Raw genomic sequence first — 17,976 nt, forward strand, 5'->3', positions numbered from 1 at the left:
AAACTGGGATATTATGACTATTCTCGCTCAGCAATTAATTGGTTAGTAACTTCCATGACTGCAGGAGGCAAGGTGAATCCGCCTTCAGATTTTTCCACTAGGGATCGCTGTCTGAGGGAGGCTAGAGCCCTGAGTAATTCCTGAGGCGATATCTCCAGTAATTCATCCTGTAATTGAGTTAGCATTACAGGTTCTTTGTGACTAGCCATGGTATATATAATTTTATGTTCCAAATCTGATAACCTATCTAAGATTTCTTCGATAAAGTCACTAACGTCATGAGTAAATAGGGTAGTTGCCAAAAAATCAGTCACACTGCCATCAAAAACTTCTTTGATGGTTATGGCAACAAGTTTTAACATCAAGGGATTACCACGATACCCATGAATTAAATAGTCCCAGTTTTTCTGCCCAGACAATCCTTTTTCCTGCAAAATATACTGAGCGGCTTCTCCTAAACCTTCAAGTTTTAAGGAACGCACAGGTGAAGTCTCTCCTTCTTGTAACGAAATTTCGCTGAGTTTCTCCTGACTGGTAATCAACAAACAGCTTTGATGGGGTTCTTCTCCCCAGCGTCTGAGGAATTCACCATAGCCTTCATACCCTTCTCGGTAGATGCCGGCAAGTGTACCAATCTGTAGAATAGATTCGGCACCGTTGAGGACTATCAAACAACGGTGTTGGCGGCAGTACTCAATTAGTTGGGAGATAAGCTCCTTGGCAGTTTTAGAACTAGGGAGTGGGTTTAACCCTCCTGCTGTTTCATATCCTACAGTTTCTAGGGGCCCAGATAAAGATTGGAACAGTGCTGCTAGGATATCTTCTAACCGGGGTGCCTGACGTAAGGAACGCCATACCACATACTTGAACTGATCCTGAATTTGTTTAGCCAGCTTCACTGACAAGGTGGTTTTACCAATCCCTGCCATACCCTGTAGTGCCACCAATCGGCAACGATCTTTAACAATCCATGTTTCTAACTGGCGTAGTTCTTCAGTACGACCATAGAAAACAGAAACATCTGGTGCCTCACCCCAATCCATCTGCTTGGGGTTTGAGGATTGGACAGTAGAGATAGGGGTATAGCTTCTACAGTTAGAGGAGATATCCTGGGTTTCTAGATGAGTCTGATAGCGATTGACCAGCAGCTGTTGCAGTTTGGTTAGCTTTACAGGTCCTGTCCCCGATATAGGAAACTTTTTGTAGACCTCGCTGAGTCTTTTGCGCACTGCATGTTCACTAATGTCGAGGGTTTTTGCGATCGCGTTTGTCGATTGACCCTCCATCGCCAAAGCCACAACCTCCAGCTCGGCTTTAGATACACCGTGTTCATTTGCGATCGCTTTTAGAAAGTCATAGGGAATCACAGTTGCACGCTCATACTCATAGAAACCTGATAGTTCATTGTAAATCCTCTTTCTGAGAACTGCTTGCCATTTTGGTCATTAATATGAGTTTTACCTGCCAGTTGTGTCCCGATCAATTCAAACCCATCTCTGAAGACAGACTTTGTCAAACCCCTATGGTTGAGGCATTTGCTGCCGGTTTGTGTTTCTTAAATCCATCACATATGTATGTCTGTTGGTCAGACGTTCCTCAAAAACTATGGCTAGGGATATCAACGAGGAGGGGTAACTGCAGTCATCATAGGAAGAACCTGAGTTCGACCTAACCCTGAAAGCCTTAATCTATCCTAGTCTCTGAAAGCCTGTATCCCTGCGGTGCGACCCAAGGGCGCGAGCAACCCCTCGCGCCCTTGGAGGCGCGCACCGTGATTTTTTCTGGAGTGTACCCTGATATCGAACTCAGGTGAAGAGAGCACTGACAACCAATCTAGACCATGCCTTGCTGTGTACGACCAGTTCTACTTCCCATTAAATACTCACTCTCCTAGCTAAAATTCATTGTTATGAGTTATACATAAGAATGAATTTTAACCTGAGTTCAACCTGACGCTGAAAGCTTTAATCTACCCTAGTTGCCTAAATATTAGACCTCTTGCAAAAATAAATATGAAATCAAAATCTATCCCTTTTGCCTTTTGCCTTTTGCCTTTTGCCTTGTCTTCACCAAGGTTGATGAGACTTATGCAAGAGGTCTATTCTATCCCTTACTCGTTCATGGAGCGATCGCTTATATAGAACTCAGGTTGAGTAGGTTTTTTGTTGCCCTTCACCACTGACTAATGACTGTGGATTTGATCTAAGTAAACAGACCTGTGATCAGCCAATGTTCTGGGCACAATTGACCATGGCAAACCTTATAGACCTGACCATTAACTGCTAAAAACCGATTTCCCTTGGTAGTAATTATGGTAATTTTCTAGTTAATGGTGCAATGGGGAGGCGAAAATAGCGGTAAATACAGCCGAGGTTGAGTACAAAAATATATTGGCGGATGAATCTCAAAGAACCCGCCATTAATCGATAAATCAAGCAGGACATAGGTTCAACGATTACTATCTAGTATCGGTTTCACCACTAAAAAGCCAGCACCAAATGCGCTCAAGACAATTCCCAAAATGGCTATAACCAACACCCAGCCATTGACATAGGACACTGCCTCTGGCTGCGAACTTCGCAGGGAGCGATTGTCTTGTTGTTCAATCACTAGAGTTTCTCGATAGGAAGAGGGAGGGGTTTGAGGTTTCCTCTGAGGTGCTGAAAATTCACCCCCTGGGATAGTTTTACCCGTGCGCTGGGATGGAATTGGTGGAGCTTGACGGGGTTCTGGCGGCTTGACTTGCTGAGGTCGATGGACTTCAGCTGGACTCACTGGTTCTAAGGAATTGATCACCTGCTGTAGATGCAGAGCTGAATTAATAACTTTTTTAACTTCCTGTCGCAGCTGCTGGTGTTGTTTAACTAAATGCTGATTTTGAGAATGGAGAGAGTCCAACATCGCCTGTGTTGCTTGCAACTCAGCTGCTAGTTCCCGGTAGACAGAAATTGGTACTGATGGACAGTATGTATTCGATTTGTTTGCCGATGTTGAACTAGGGTAACGATCGCTACTGGATTTGGGCATAGGGGGGTTGGTTCGGTGATTAGAAGTCATAAGTATAGCTAAACTTCATCCAAGGCAAGAATAGTTGAAATTTTAATCTGTGGGCAGCCCTTGTTGGCTAAAAGCTAGGGAGATAGTCAAAAAAAACTCCCGCTCCATAGTCTGGCTGACTATTGATAGTGATAACCGAAAAAAGTTTCCCATGGGTTCAGGCTCAGGAGCAATGTCTAGGGAAGTTTTCACGCCTAGTAGTAAAATCAGCAATTACCAAGGGGAGCGACAACAGTCTTGCCTTGGCTATAGGTTGCTTTGCTTTACTTCCATGCCATTTGGTTTCCGTCAGTTTTTTTCTACTCCTTTGGTCCTCTAGGAAAACGACGCCGTTGCAGGAATTCTGGAATATCTAATCCTGGTCTACTCTTAGGCTCAACCTTGGGAGTAGGGGGCATCGGTGTAGGAGCAATCGGTCGCCGATTCAGGGGAGTTTCCACAGATTTAGGTGCAGACTGGGCTTCTCCGGTAAATCCAGTAGCAATCACAGTAATTCTAATTTCACCCTGGAGCTTATCATCAATTACTGCTCCAAAGATGATATTGGCATTGGGATCAACCACTTCATAAACAGTTTCTGCTGCTGAATTCACTTCATGGAGGGTCAGATCACTGCCACCAGTAATATTTAAAACTACCCCTCTAGCCCCTTCAATAGAAGACTCCAGCAGAGGAGAAGAAATGGCGGCTACTGCTGCCTCTCTGGCTCGGGATTTTCCAGAACCCATCCCGATGCCCATCAGAGCCGAACCAGCATCTGCCATCACCGCTCGCACATCGGCAAAATCCACATTCACCAAGCCAGGAATAGTAATAATATCAGAGATCCCTTGCACCCCCTGACGCAGGATATCATCAGCTACTTTAAATGCTTCTTGAACAGGAGTCTGTTCTGAAATCACTGACAAAAGTTTATTATTGGGAATAACAATTAGGGTATCGACTCGACTCCCCAGAGCGGCAATTCCTTCCTCGGCTTGGGAAGTACGACGGCGTCCTTCAAAGGTAAATGGACGAGTGACCACTCCCACGGTTAAAGCACCCATCTCTTTAGCAACTTCTGCTACAATCGGGGCAGCTCCTGTGCCAGTGCCACCCCCCATCCCAGCAGTAATGAAAACTAGGTCAGTGTCTTCTAGAGCCTGGGCAATTTCCTCCCGGGATTCTTCAGCGGCTTTTTGACCAATGGCTGGGTTCCCTCCTGCTCCCAAGCCTCGAGTCAACTTCTGCCCCATTTGTAAGCGCTGGGGTGCTGCTGATTGGGCTAGTGCTTGAGCATCTGTGTTAATTGACCAGAACTCTACTCCACTGACATCACTGGCAATCATGCGGTTAACTGCGTTACCACCACCCCCGCCAACACCAATGACCTTGATTTTTGCAACGCTACCTGGCACGATATTGTCACTCCTAGTTTCTTCCCTGGGTATGCGATTAGAATCATAAGTTTGACCGAATTGTAATACAGAGTTACTAAAAGGATGTGTATTGTCGGATCCTAATGAAAGATCTGCTTCTGCGATGATTTTAGAACTTTGAGCAGCAAGCCCTAGTTGACTATTAAGCGTCATTGCAAGAGGTGAGGGTAAGTGTTTATCTTTATCTTTATAAGTTATATGTAGCAGTCTGAGTTAACTATAGAGTAAGTTGATTGAAAAACCAAAGACCCTGGCAACGGCTGGCTCTATACCCGATAACTGACCTGAAACAAAACATAGGTTGCTGGAAATATCACCTCGGTTTAGCTGTCAGAGTAGGGATGTAGAGCTGTCTGACCTTCAACGCTTATCGTTATTTAACTCTGGATTCCACACTGTTATGGTCTGTGATCATTTGAATCGATGGTAAGTCTGGGTTTTGCAGGTCAATGTAAGCTATTTTGCTCTTTTGTGTGCGCTTCGGCAATTCTCGCATCTGATCTAGAACCCTCAGTTGCGTGGAAAAGTGTTCACTGTAAGGACCTAAATGTACATTTCCTAACTCGGTTTTTAGAATTAAGTTGGCTGGATTTCGCCAATCGATCTCGAAAACTGTGACAGCCGAATGACTCACAGCTTGATAAACATCGAACCAGTAAGGGCGATAATCGGAATTTTGACCAATCACTTTCAACTTCGGCAACTTCAGGTTGGCCGAGAGTGGTTCGTAACTGCTCTTGGGGCTCCAGATCCCTTGCTCATCGACTAAACCCAAGGTTGGGGTAGAGTTTTTAGTTTTTTTGGTTTGGAGCTTACTCTGGTCAGCAATAGCCACTGGTTGACGCTCTCTAACTTGTATTGTCAATCCTGGTGGTATTAGTTGACGGCTAACATTAGCCGAAGCAATAGGAGCTTCAGATTCCAAAAACTCGGCAAGGACTTGGGGTTGTACTTGTAGTAAAGACTGGGGATAGGATAAAGGCAGCAGGGAGCGTATCGCTTCAGCAGAAAGCCAATAATTCCCTTGAATCTCGATTTGTTCTGGGTGACGAATCATCCAATCTGGTAAAGTTATTGCCCAGAGTAAACTTCCAGCGATACCGCCCACCAAAAGTGTACGCCAAATCCTTTGATAAAATTGAATCCGGCGTGTCCGTCGCAGTTGTTTGCGTCGATTAGACAATTGTGATTGAGAGACTGATGCGATGTTGGTCATCTACTACCGATCAATCGACAGAGTACATTTATGACTTGAAGTAAGCCTAACAATTGGGGCGTGGGCGTTTTTTGCGCATTGCGCGATCGCTTCACGCCAATCTACCCAAAAATCTGGGTAACGACAAGGTTTAAACTTTGCAATTCCTGACTGAGCACCAAATACTTGTTTTAATTTAACCACTACTAGGTTCCCACGTTTTATACTTAACAGGTTGCATCAGTCTGATGGGAAAAGGCATTGGTGCCTAATCAGTCCTCTATAGTTAACTCATCCCACGACTAAGGTACGTGGGATGGGTCAGTGATTAATGATTAGTCTTTTACAAAAGACTAATCACTGGCGACGCTTTCTATATCACCCTGTTAAAGGAGTGGGCTTTATAACCGCCTTCTGTAAACCATAACCATCACCACAGGGAGTGGGAGGTTCATTTATGGAACTGCATCTACCAAGATTTTTCAAAGCGTGTAACCCAGCTAAAACCTTAGATATGGGGAATCCAGAAGACCATCCATACTATATCGATTTTTCCGCTGTCAGGGGAGGAAAGATTATCGAAGCTTTAGGACGAACCATTACCCGTCTGTCACCAGATGAACCTACCTGTCAATTGTTTACTGGTCACATTGGCTGTGGTAAGTCTACTGAGTTGTTAAGACTTAAAGCCGAGTTGGAAAAGCAGCAATTTCATGTTGTTTATTTTGAGTCCTCTCAAGACCTAGACATGGTGGATGTTGATGTCAGTGACATTTTACTCAGCATCGCTAGGTCAGTCTGTGAAAGCCTAGAAGCGATCAGCATACAGCTCAAACCCAGTTACTTTAGTAAATTATTTAATGAAATCAAAGACTTTTTGCAAACTCCTATTGAGTTTTCAACAGAAGCCGAATTTTCGGTAGGCATTGCCAAGATTACAGCCAGAAGTAAAGACAGTCCTCAGCAACGCCAACTGCTACGACAGCATCTAGAACCCCGCACCCAAAGCATTTTGAATGCCATCAACGAAGAAATTTTACAATCAGCGATTCAGCAGCTGAAATTGCTTGGCAAAAAGGGTTTGGTGGTGATTATTGATAATCTTGACCGAGTTGATAATCGCTCCATGGCTTCAGGTCGCTCCCAGCCAGAGTATCTGTTTATCGACCGTGGTACTCAGTTAAGGCGTTTGAACTGCCATGTGGTTTACACTCTACCCTTATCCTTAATGTTTTCCAACGAGTATGAAACTCTCAAAAATCGAGTCGGTGGTGGTGTAGCTCCCAAAATTTTGCCCATGGTGCCCATACAGTTACGGGATGGTAGTGACTATCCAGAAGGTATGGCACTGCTGCGACAGCTCTTGCTAGCCCGAGCTTTTCCAATGGTTGATCCTCAACAGCGGCTAACTCTTATTCCACTAGTATTTGATAGCCCAGAAACCCTCGACCGGATGTGTCGGATTAGTGGGGGTCATGTCCGTAACTTGTTAGGGTTGCTGTATAACTGTTTGCAACAGGAAGACCCGCCCTTTTCCAGGAGTTGTTTAGAGCGTGTGATTAAGGGATACCGAGATGATTTGACTCTGGCTGTTGAAGAGGAAGAGTGGAAGTTGCTATCTCAAGTCGTCCAACAGCAGTCCGTCAAGGGGGAACAAGAATATCAAACCCTGTTGCGCAGTATGTTTGTCTATGAATACCAAGATGAACAAGGGCGCTGGTTTGGGATCAACCCAGCGTTAGCAGAAACAGAAAAGTTTCGGTCTCTAGCTCTGTGACAAGGCTAAAATCCCTTGGAAGCCAAGGGATTTTGCCAGAGAAGGGGGTGTAGGGTCTAGGGTTCAGCGTGCAAGGTGTGAGGTGTTCTAGAAAATTAAGCGAGACTATTGACCTACAAATTAAAACTCAACAGGTGCGACCCGTGGCGAATTTAATAATTAGATGCGGAAAGCGCACCTATGGAATTTATCAGTTTGCTAAGAACGCTTTTGGCCATCATCTTGTTACCTGAGCTGTTAATCACCCTTTTCCTTTTGAGGGAGAACTTTCTCTAAAAGCTTGGTATCACATTAGTTTAGCCTTCAGGTTCACCCTCGTCAGGTCGTCAGGTCAGGTACATCCCCTCATCTAGAACCTACAACCTACGACCTACTACTTGGCTCAAAAGGACAAATTTTGTCCCTAATTAAGTTAAAAACTGATCTAGTCAAAACTTCGGCAGTAACTCTAGCTGTAGGGACTCACCCGCGCGCCTACAGCTAGAGTTTGGTGCCCAGTTTTGCGGAAGTCCTAATATCCTAATAGTTTAACTGTTTTACCTATTTTCGTCTAGGAAGTTAGAAGGGCGTTTGTATCTGGGTTGTAAACACATGTATTGCAGAAATTGGCTGGCATACAAGAGGCAAAAGGCAAGAGCAGAAAGAGCTCCGGAATTGTATTGGACAATAAAAAAAGACCATACAGCTTTACATCTCATTTATAAACCCTATACTTCCACCCCACTATAGAATCATAAAAATTCCGGGAAATCACTGATATCGAAGCTATGGACTTGAGGCTCAATAAGTGAATTTATCATTGCTATTCAGTATTTAAATTAACTATATTTATAAACTAAGTAGTAGTAATTACTGAACTATTTATCAAGGTACTTATGAAATATGTTTTTATTACGTAAGACCTGATTATGCTTGTTGTTTTTTATAATTAAAAACCCATACTTACCGATAAGTTCTGATAGTAATATTACTATCTATATGGAAAATAACCCTAGTAATAAGTAATTTCTACCAGTAGGGGTCAAAAGGTTAGTGACATGAAGCAGCAAAATCCCCCAGAAACACTAGCCCCATACAGTGCTCGCTCTCTATTAACCCTATCCCGGGCAATAATGTTCTCCCAAGGAGAATTTGCACTGATTTTGGTGCGATGCAACTACGAGTTATTTAGGAAGCAAATATGGCAGTACGTCCGAGAAATTACAGAGCTCACCATAGGTGAGCTAGTTTTTAACAAGTCTAGTCAAACTCTATTTAGTAATATCTTTACCACCCAACAGTATGGGACAACATCTGCCCTCATGGTATCGGGTCTAGAGTTAGTTGATGGCATCAACCAGGTACTACTTTCAGCTAACCAGGTGCGAGATGAATTGCCCAAATGCTTAACCTGTCCCTTAGTGGTATGGGTAACTGACAAGGGACTTCAAAAGTTGATCAGGCTTGCTCCATATCTTAAAAATTGGGCTACTACCTCGATTCGGTTTGAACTTACTATTGAGCAATTACTCACTTTATGTTACAACACGGCAGATGAAATCTTTGCCAATATTTTGGCTAAAGACTTGGGAGAGTTTTTGCCCAACAAGGTGCTTTCATTGTCTCGCGATTGCCACCGACGCCAAGAATTTGAGTGGGCATTACAGGATTTGCAATCTCGTGACATCAGCATAGATTCTGTCCTACTAGCTACCAAGCACTTTATTCTAGGGCGAGATGCCTTTGAAAATGACCAGATTAATCTGGCCTTGGAGCATTATCAGCAGAGTCTAAATTTTTGGCAGCAGGATATAGGAGAATGGGGAGGCTGGTTGGGCAGTGAAGCTCCCCATTCAGATGAGCAATATTATAATAATCCGGTTAAACAGGTAAACGGATGTACAACTATCCAAGGCAGAGCTTCTAGGAAGAGAAAAGAAGGCACAAGGGAGACAGGTAAATGTTTCGAGCAACGTCTTGGGCAAACTAACCACTCAATCCCCCCCTTCTCTAATCCCCCCCTCACTCCTTCAGGTTTAGAACGGCTTGGTTTAGTGTTCCATCACATTGGCTTGTGCTATTGCCGTCAAGCCCAGTTACAAGACTCCATCGGTTGCTATCAGTGGCAGCAAGCCCAGAAAAGCTTCTGTACTGCTATTGACCTGTTTACTACAACAGGACGCTTGGACTTGGTGGCTCAGTTGACCATAAAATTAGGAGAAGTCCTACAACACCTGGAACATTGGACAGAATTAGAAGCTTTAGCGCTAGCGTTTCTGGCACAGCCTCACACTCAAGATAATCCAGTTCAGCTCTCTCGAGCCTATGGCTTTTTGGCAACAGTTGCCTATGAGCAATCGAATTGGAACCGTGCTATAGACTTAGCCCTCACAGCTGTGCGCACTCTGGAGACATCTCAGCCGACTCTCAACGCTCAAAAGCTTTGCCACCGAGGTTCCTATCTGCTGCTAGCTGCTAGATCTGTGCGTCAGCTGGGCAAGCCAAAATCTGCCATTAATTATCTTGAACAAGCCATAAACCTCAAAACTATCGAGCCCAACCCTCTACAGCAGCAGCCTCAACTGTTCATGGAGCTGTTGGAGGAATTGCGATCGCTCTATTTCGAGCAAAAAGCATACCAACGAGGGTTTGAACTTAAGCAACAAAAACGCTTGATAGAACAACAGTTTAGGTTTTCTACCTTTGCTGGTATGGCTCCCTTACAGAGTGTCGGGCCAAGTCGAGAAACTGACGCAACGATTACCAAGAAAGGTTTTTGTCCATCAGCCCTAGAAATCGCAGCAGCTGGACGTCAAACCGATGTCAACGGCCTGCTCGAACGCATTAGCCGCAATGACCACAAACTAACCGTGATTCACGGGACTTCTGGCGTTGGCAAGAGTTCCCTGATTAATGCTGGTTTAGTTCCTGCACTTAGCTCCAAAATTATTGGTGCTAGACAAACCTTGACGGTGGTGCAAACCGTTTACAGGAATTGGCTCGGTGAACTGGAAAAACGTCTAGACCTTGAATTAGCAAGTACAGTAGTCTTAAAGTTTAAAGATGCCAACGTTTCACCTTTAACCGTTCAACCTACGCGAAGGGAACGCCTACGGGGAACAATCTACGCGAAGGGAACGCCTACGGCTAACAACTTACCCGACTCCAACGCCTGGGCTGAAAAACCTTTAACCCTTAAACCAATTCTCGATAAGTTGTATCGGTGTTCCCAGCATAACTTATTAACCGTCCTGATTTTTGACCAGTTTGAAGAATTTTTTTTCCTTGCTACCGACTTAGAGCAACGACATCAGTTTTATAATTTTTTAGCCCAGGCTCTGAATCTCCCCTTTGTAAAAATAATCTTGTCTATGCGAGAAGATTATCTACATTACTTGTTAGAGTTTGAGCGCTTTAAGGATCTCAGTGTCATTAACAACAATATCCTAGATCAGAAGCTGCGTTATCACTTAGGTGATCTGTCCCCAGAGAATGCCAAAAACGTTATTCACTCCTTAACAGCAGTATCTCAGTTTAAGTTAGAACCTGCTCTAATCGAAGCACTGGTAAAGGATTTAGTCACCAATACGGGAGTGGTGCGCTTAATTGAGTTACAAGTCGTGGGTGCTCAGCTACAAGCAGAAAAAATTACTACCCTTGAAGGATACCGAGCTTTGGGAAATGACCCCAAGACAGTTCTAGTCGAGCGATCGCTTTCCCAAATTATTTATGATTGTGGGCCAGAGAATGAAGATGCCGTCTGGGAAGTTTTATTCTCCTTAACCGATCAACGAGGTACCCGTCCGTTGAAAACTCAAGCTGAGTTAGTACTGTCCAATTGGGACAACTCCACACTAACTCAAATCCCCTTGATTTTGGAAATTTTGGTCGGTTCCGGTTTAGTCTTCCGAGTGCCAGAAACACCACAAAACCGATATCAGCTGATTCATGATTATCTAGTTCTACCGATTCGTCAAAAATATAAGCAACGTACCCAATCTAATATTAAAGTACGGCTAAAACAAAGTGAGAGTCAACTGTTGCGGGTTCGTAAACAACGACTGCGTGCCATTGCCATTAGCACAGTGATGGCACTTTTAGCAGTGACCAATGGTGCCTTGAGATGGCGAGCCGAATCTCAACGAATCAATGCTATGCTTAGTGCCCTGAGTGCCTCTTCAGAAGCTCTTTTCGTATCCAATAAAACCTTTGATGCTTTGCTCGAAGGGTTAAGAGCGGCAAAAAAACTACAACAGGAAGAGCAGCAATATCTACCATCTCGAACAGTAGAGGCAGATACCCGTCTACAAGTAATCACAGCTCTGTCCCAGGCAGTTTATTCAGTTTCCGAACACAATCGACTCGAAGGACATAGTGATATTGTTTCCAGCATCAGTTTTTCCCCAGATGGTAAGTTTATTGCCTCCACCAGCCGCGATAAAACGGTCAAACTGTGGCATCCTGATGGCAAGTTGATCCAAACCCTAGAAGGTCATCAAGATAGTGTAACCAGCGTATCTTTTAGTCCCGATAGTCAGTTAATTGCCTCTAGTAGCTGGGATGGCACAGTCAGACTATGGCGTCAAACTGGCGAGCTAGTCAGAATAATTACCCCTGATGCTGGTCATATATACAGTGTCAGTTTTAGTCGAGATGGGCAGATGATTGCTGCGGCTGGCAAAGATAAGAAAATTCGATTATGGACTGTTGATGGCAAATTAATTAAAACCTTTTCCGGTCACCGGGGTGTAGTGCGGTCGGTAAGCTTTAGTGGAGATGGCAAAATTATTGCTTCTGCTAGTTCCGATAACACCATTAAGCTGTGGAGTCAAACCGGAAAATTGCTAAATACTCTTAAAGGACATAGCGCTCAGGTTAACTGTGTAGTATTTAGTCCAGATAGTCAGTTAATTGCCTCCGCTAGCGATGATCAAACCGTAAGGTTGTGGAGTGCCAATGGCAAGCTAATCAAAACCTTTCCCAAGCATCAGCGATGGGTTAATGGTGTTGCTTTCAGTGCTGATGGTCAGCTGATTGCCTCTGGCAGTGATGATAATACAGTGCGGCTATGGAACCGTGAAGGCACTTTAATAAACACGTTTAAGGGACACAGCGATGGGGTTAGTGCTGTCAGTTTCCGTCCTACTGAGCCTTTTAGTTCTCAAGACAACCTAGCCCACAGCAATTATCATATCCCTCTACAACCATCCAACCCTCAAACTGACCAACTGATTCTGGCTTCAGCCAGCCACGATAAAACTATCAAGCTCTGGAGTAGTATTAATCAGTCTCACGTGATTTTAAGAGGGCATCAGGATGATGTACAGGATGTCACCTTTTCTCCAGACTCTCAACAGATTGCGACAGCTAGTAATGACAGAACTGTTAAGCTTTGGGATCGCAACGGTAAGCTGCTCCAAACCTTAACAGGGCATCATGATATGGTCTATAGTATTAGTTTCAGTCCTGATGGTGAGCTAATTGCCTCAGGTAGTCGAGATGGCACCGTGAAACTCTGGCATCGTAGCGGTACCTTAATTAAGACAATAAAGGGACATCAGGACTGGGTATTGAATGTTAGTTTTAGTCCTGACTCGGAGCGCCTCGCGTCTGCCAGTCGGGACAGGACAGTCAAAATTTGGGATCGCACTGGTAAATTGATTCATACCCTCACTGGTCATAGTGAGCGGGTTAATGCAGTTAAGTTTAGCCAGGATAGTCAGCGATTGGCATCGGCCAGTGATGATAAAACTGTAAAACTGTGGAGTGCTGATGGGAAACTTCTGAAAACACTACCAGGTCATCGCAATTGGGTTTTGGATGTCAGCTTCTCACCCGAGAACAAGTTCTTGGCGACCGCTAGTTATGATAATACAGTGAAACTCTGGCACAAAGATGGTACTTTACAATCAACCCTCAAAGGCCATACTGATAGTGTGGCCAAAGTCCGTTTTAGCCCCAAGGGCAAAATTTTGGCAACCAGCAGCTGGGACAACCAGGTTCAGCTATGGCGCTTCGACGACACCTTGATCAAAACCTTGAAAGCTGGTGAGCATCGCGTCACAAATCTTAGCTGGAGCCATGATGGAACAGGCTTGGCAGTCGCTAGTGAAGATGGTACAGTGGCAATTTGGAATTTGAATTTAGACGATCTGCTAGATAAAAGCTGCCACTGGCTAAGAAATTATCTCCAAAACAACCCAGAAGTCAGAGAAAGCGATCGCCAACTTTGTCAGCTGATCACAAACAGCCATATCAAATAGAATAATTAGTAGGTCTTTTGCGGTAATGTTAGACTGGGAAATGGTGAATGGGTAATCATTGAACAAATAACGATGAAAACCAATGACCACAATAATTTTCCGGAGGGGAAGTTGGGTGGGAGGAAAATTAATAATATGGGACTGATACCCCCAGCTTCCTTATCCTTAGTAAGGATAGTTTATTTCTTGAAATCCTAGCTAGATAGGATTATGGTGGTGTGGTGTGGTGGTATGATGGCGTGATTAGCTAATGAGGTTAGTATGGATAAATAAGATCCTCATGACCCTAATCAACAACACAGATCACCCCTAAAAGGCTATAGCCATAGGGGTATCTTAAAAGGGTTAGACTACCCAAAATTGAACAAGGGGGTGTCAGTCTCAGATTGATTTGCATAGGAGCTGTCTGACATCCCCGTTCGTTAGATTTAGCTTAGCTCCTTTGCATTAGTTTCCCGACCTTAAGCGAAAGGATTATGGTAATTACAAAACGTGGCCTGGTTCTTGGTGCGACAGCAGTAGTCCTAACAACTGTAGCAGTTACAGGAGCTGGTCTTCATCTATCTCAAAGTCAGGCTTTCTTTCGCGAGAGTCCTAAGGAGCTAGTTGATGAAGTTTGGCAAATTATTAACCGCAGGTATGTAGATGCTACCTTCAACCAGGTTGATTGGGAAGAAGTTCGCCAAGATTATCTGAATCGGTCTTACAGTAGCAAGGAACAAGCCTACAAGGCAATCCGGGAAATGCTAGAGCCCTTGGACGATCCTTACACCCGGTTTATGGATCCCGAAGAGTTCAAGAATATGCAGATTGATACATCTGGGGAATTAACTGGTGTAGGTATTCAGATTGCCCTGGATGAAGAAACAAAAAAGTTGATGGTGATTTCCCCCATTGAGGATACCCCAGCTTTTAAAGCGGGAATTCTGGCGAAGGATATCATTATCAAAATTGATGGCAAGAGTACCGAAGGTATGGATGTCAACGATGCAGTACAACTGATCCGAGGCAAGCCAGGTACTTCCGTGACTTTGACCATTCAGCGAGGCCAAAAGGTAGTTGACTATCCGATTACACGAGCTAGGATTGAAATCCATCCTGTAAAGTATAGCTATCGGGAAACTTCAGATGGTTATGGCATCGGCTACATTCGCCTTTCTCAATTTAGTGCTAACGCCGCAAAGGAGATGGGGGAAGCCATCCGAAAGTTAGAAGATCAGAAGGTTAGTGGCTATGTTTTAGATCTCCGCTCTAACCCTGGGGGGCTACTTTATGCCAGCATTGAAATTGCTCGGATGTGGTTTGATTCCGGTACGATTGTGTCAACAGTTAACCGAATCGGCAAATCCGAATACCAGAAAGCAATTAATCGCTCTCTGACTGATAAACCATTAGTGGTACTGGTGGATGGTGGTTCAGCCAGTGCTAGCGAAATTCTTTCGGGTGCTTTACAAGACAATCAACGTGCCATCTTGGTAGGAACTCAGACTTTTGGTAAGGGCTTAGTCCAATCCGTCCGAGGGCTTGGAGATGGCTCAGGTCTGGCAGTAACCATTGCTAAGTATCTTACCCCTAGTGGTCGCGATATTAATAAGTCCGGAATTGAACCAGATATTGTGTTTGAGCTTTCGGATGAACAGCGTAAGGACTTGCAGAAAAATCGTGACAAAGTTGGCACCTTGGATGATGCTCAGTATGCTAAAGCGTTTGATATTTTGATCCAGGAAATTGCTGCAAAACAAGGGTCAAGGGCAGAAAGGAAAGCTCGTTAAGCCTTAAACCTTTCACTGATTGAGAGTGGGTCGAATGTGGCAAGAGATGGGAGATTTTATGTTAGCAATTCTCCCAACTATTTCTAATTGATAATTGTTAATTGGTAAGGAGTAATTGGTAACGAGTAATTGGTAATTGCCAAACGCAATATGGTTATAAGTTTAAATGTAATTAAGTTAAGATATCTTAGAGGTTGTCTGAGAAGTCTCATTTGCTACATCCAAGCCCCCGTTGGTCCCCCAATTTTGGGGGACTTTTAGAAGCAAATGGACTCTTTTTCCCCCCAAAGTTGGGGGGCTAGGGGGGCAAAATTCAGTATAAAAACACTTTTCAGATATCCTCTTACTGATATGAGGTGAACCTTCCCCTTTCCCTTTCAAGCAAAGTATGATGTTCTAAGTCCATGTAGTAGTGATAGACTTGGTAAGTGATCGGGCTTTCCAAGTAGTGTATTCCGATAAAAATTTTTGCTATTCCGGACTTAGTATACATTGAGTCAGCATTTTTTTGATGGAGCGGTCTTGTTGATAATTGAGACCGTTTTTTTTGTACCACAAGTCAGAATAATTACCAACTTATTATAATCCTAGCCCGGTTACCCGTCACATAAATCTCCTTTAAATTTCCTTAGTGACGAAAAAGTAGAGACGTAGCATGCTAAATCTCTAATGAACCAACGATCAGCACTAGTCGAGTTGAATACAACTGCTGGAGACTGCGGAGCACTTGGGAAGAGCGATCGCTATTGCCAAAAATCTGTGCCACCTAATCAGAGCCAGGGCTTTTAAACTGAATAAATATAACTAACTAATAATAGTTAGTTTATGAATAAGTGATATTTCTATAGTAAGCCTCCATACAAATGACCCCTAAAAACTGATAAAAAATTTACGAATACTTCACGCTAAAGCTGGTATGATATATACTCAGTTGCGTCACTAAATAGGGATAATAGAAGTAAAGTTGTCGAAGACGTACAACTGTTAACAAAAAAAGCTAACAAAGAGAGGCGTGAGCAATGGCAACTACGACCATTTCCCAACGTGACCTTTCCGCTCTGAGTGCAGAGGACGTTGCCAAGTTGGCTGCACGTCTAGAGCTGGATGATTACTCTGGCGCATTTGAAGGACTCAAAGATTGGCATCTACTGCGGGCACTGGCCTTTCAGCGTCCAGAGTTAGCAGAACCCTATATCTACTTACTGGACATGGAAGCTTACGACGAGGCGTGAATAAGGGTAGAAAAGTTTTAATTGGTGTATGTGGGGGCATCGCTGCCTATAAAGTTTGTGAGGTTGTTTCTACCCTATTTAAGGGGGTTGCTGAAGTAAGGGTAATTCTAACCCAGGGAGCTGAAAAATTTATCACTCCTTTGACTCTAAGTACCCTCTCTCGCCATCCAGCTTATACAGACAACGTATTCTGGCAAGCAAAGCACGAACGCCCGGTGCATATTGAATTAGGGGAATGGGCAGAAGTATTGGTGATTGCTCCTCTGACGGCTAATACCCTAGGTAAGTTGGCTTATGGTTTAGCCGATAACTTACTAACCAATACGGTTCTAGCGTCTAGTTGCCCTATTTTGTTGGCACCAGCTATGAATACAGATATGTGGAAGCAGCAGTCAGTGCAACGAAATTGGCAACAGCTGTTAAGTGACCCCAGGTATCATAGTGTTGGTCCAACGGCAGGACGGTTAGCATGCGATCGCATTGGTGCAGGACGGATGGCAGAACCAGAGGAGATAATCGCCTCTATCCAATCCCTGCTGTACACTGGTGGCAAACGAGACTTAACCGGTAAACAAGTCTTAATCAGTACTGGTGGCACTCGGGAATATATAGATCCAGTACGCTTTATCGGGAATCCTGCCACAGGCAAGATGGGACTAGCCCTAGCCCAAGCTGCCAGAAATAGGGGAGCAATTGTCACCCTCGTTCATGGACCAGCTACTTGGGAAGCACCGATGGGTATCCGGACAATTCCAGTAGTGAGTGCTACTGAGATGCACCGGGCAATGCTAGCAGATTTTGCCAATGCTGATTTGATTGTGATGGCAGCAGCGGTAGCAGATGTAACCCCCGGAATCTACCAGGAGATGAAGATACCGAAGCATGGACTTCCTGCTGCTCTACCTTTAAAACCGGTACCAGATATCCTAGCTGAATTGGGACGACTGAAACAGCCCCATCAGTACTTAGTCGGATTTGCTGCACAGACTGGAGATATTATCAAGCCTGCGTTACAAAAATTAAACAAGAAGCGATTGGATGCAATTGTAGCTAACCCAGTTGACAAACCAAATGCTGGTTTTGGCAGTGATACCAACCAGGCAATTTTGATTGATAAAAGAGGACGGCATCAACAGATTAATCGCTGCACTAAATTAGAGTTAGCTCACCGTTTATTTGATTTTATCCAAAATCCTCCGGAAGGTAATAGTAATGTAAAGTATCAAATAATTACTAGATAAATAGGCTGTTTATAATTCCTTGAAATTAACCGTAAATCAAGT

The 17,976-nt window shown here is 44.0% G+C and carries 10 protein-coding genes; 5 read left to right on the top strand and 5 right to left on the bottom strand.

Annotated elements, in window-relative coordinates:
• Positions 1-17: 17 nt before the first annotated feature.
• The 5 genes from BJP37_RS15765 to BJP37_RS15780 form a co-directional block, all read right to left on the bottom strand.
• Entirely contained in the window at positions 18-1,367 is a 1,350-nt protein-coding gene (locus tag BJP37_RS15765; protein WP_075900136.1) for an NB-ARC domain-containing protein, read from the bottom strand.
• 1,081 nt (positions 1,368-2,448) lie between these two features.
• On the bottom strand, positions 2,449-3,027 hold the full coding sequence (locus BJP37_RS15770; RefSeq protein WP_075906137.1) for a hypothetical protein: 579 nt from the start codon (positions 3,025-3,027) through the stop codon (positions 2,449-2,451).
• A gap of 72 nt (positions 3,028-3,099) precedes the next feature.
• Positions 3,100-3,249 carry a hypothetical protein gene (locus tag BJP37_RS39300; protein WP_158069608.1) on the bottom strand — a complete coding sequence of 50 codons (150 nt, stop codon included), beginning with the start codon at positions 3,247-3,249 and terminating at the stop codon, positions 3,100-3,102.
• Positions 3,250-3,356: 107 nt separating this feature from the next.
• A complete protein-coding gene (ftsZ, locus tag BJP37_RS15775; RefSeq protein ID WP_075900138.1) occupies positions 3,357-4,628 on the bottom strand; it encodes a cell division protein FtsZ in 1,272 nt (423 codons plus the stop codon).
• 220 nt (positions 4,629-4,848) lie between these two features.
• Positions 4,849-5,691, bottom strand: a complete 843-nt coding sequence (locus BJP37_RS15780; protein ID WP_075900140.1) for a cell division protein FtsQ/DivIB — start codon at positions 5,689-5,691, stop codon at positions 4,849-4,851.
• A gap of 436 nt (positions 5,692-6,127) precedes the next feature.
• Between BJP37_RS15780 and BJP37_RS15785 the strand changes: the two genes are divergently transcribed.
• The 5 genes from BJP37_RS15785 (at position 6,128) to coaBC (ending at position 17,934) form a co-directional block, all read left to right on the top strand.
• On the top strand, positions 6,128-7,447 hold the full coding sequence (locus BJP37_RS15785) for a P-loop NTPase fold protein (protein ID WP_075900142.1): 1,320 nt from the start codon (positions 6,128-6,130) through the stop codon (positions 7,445-7,447).
• Positions 7,448-8,484: 1,037 nt separating this feature from the next.
• Positions 8,485-13,689, top strand: coding sequence for a WD40 domain-containing protein (locus BJP37_RS15790; protein ID WP_075900144.1), 5,205 nt, complete (start codon positions 8,485-8,487; stop codon positions 13,687-13,689).
• A gap of 476 nt (positions 13,690-14,165) precedes the next feature.
• Complete coding sequence (gene ctpC, locus BJP37_RS15795) at positions 14,166-15,461, top strand: carboxyl-terminal processing protease CtpC (protein ID WP_075900146.1); 1,296 nt, start codon at positions 14,166-14,168, stop codon at positions 15,459-15,461.
• 1,019 nt (positions 15,462-16,480) lie between these two features.
• Positions 16,481-16,693, top strand: coding sequence for a protein IsiD (isiD, locus tag BJP37_RS15805; RefSeq protein ID WP_075900150.1), 213 nt, complete (start codon positions 16,481-16,483; stop codon positions 16,691-16,693).
• On the top strand, positions 16,690-17,934 hold the full coding sequence (gene coaBC, locus BJP37_RS15810; protein ID WP_075900152.1) for a bifunctional phosphopantothenoylcysteine decarboxylase/phosphopantothenate--cysteine ligase CoaBC: 1,245 nt from the start codon (positions 16,690-16,692) through the stop codon (positions 17,932-17,934). The genes isiD and coaBC overlap by 4 nt, the downstream gene beginning before the upstream one ends.
• The last annotated feature ends 42 nt before the right edge of the window (positions 17,935-17,976 follow it).

Source organism: Moorena bouillonii PNG (assembly GCF_001942495.1).
In the GTDB taxonomy this organism is placed as follows: Bacteria; Cyanobacteriota; Cyanobacteriia; order Cyanobacteriales; family Coleofasciculaceae; genus Moorena; species Moorena bouillonii.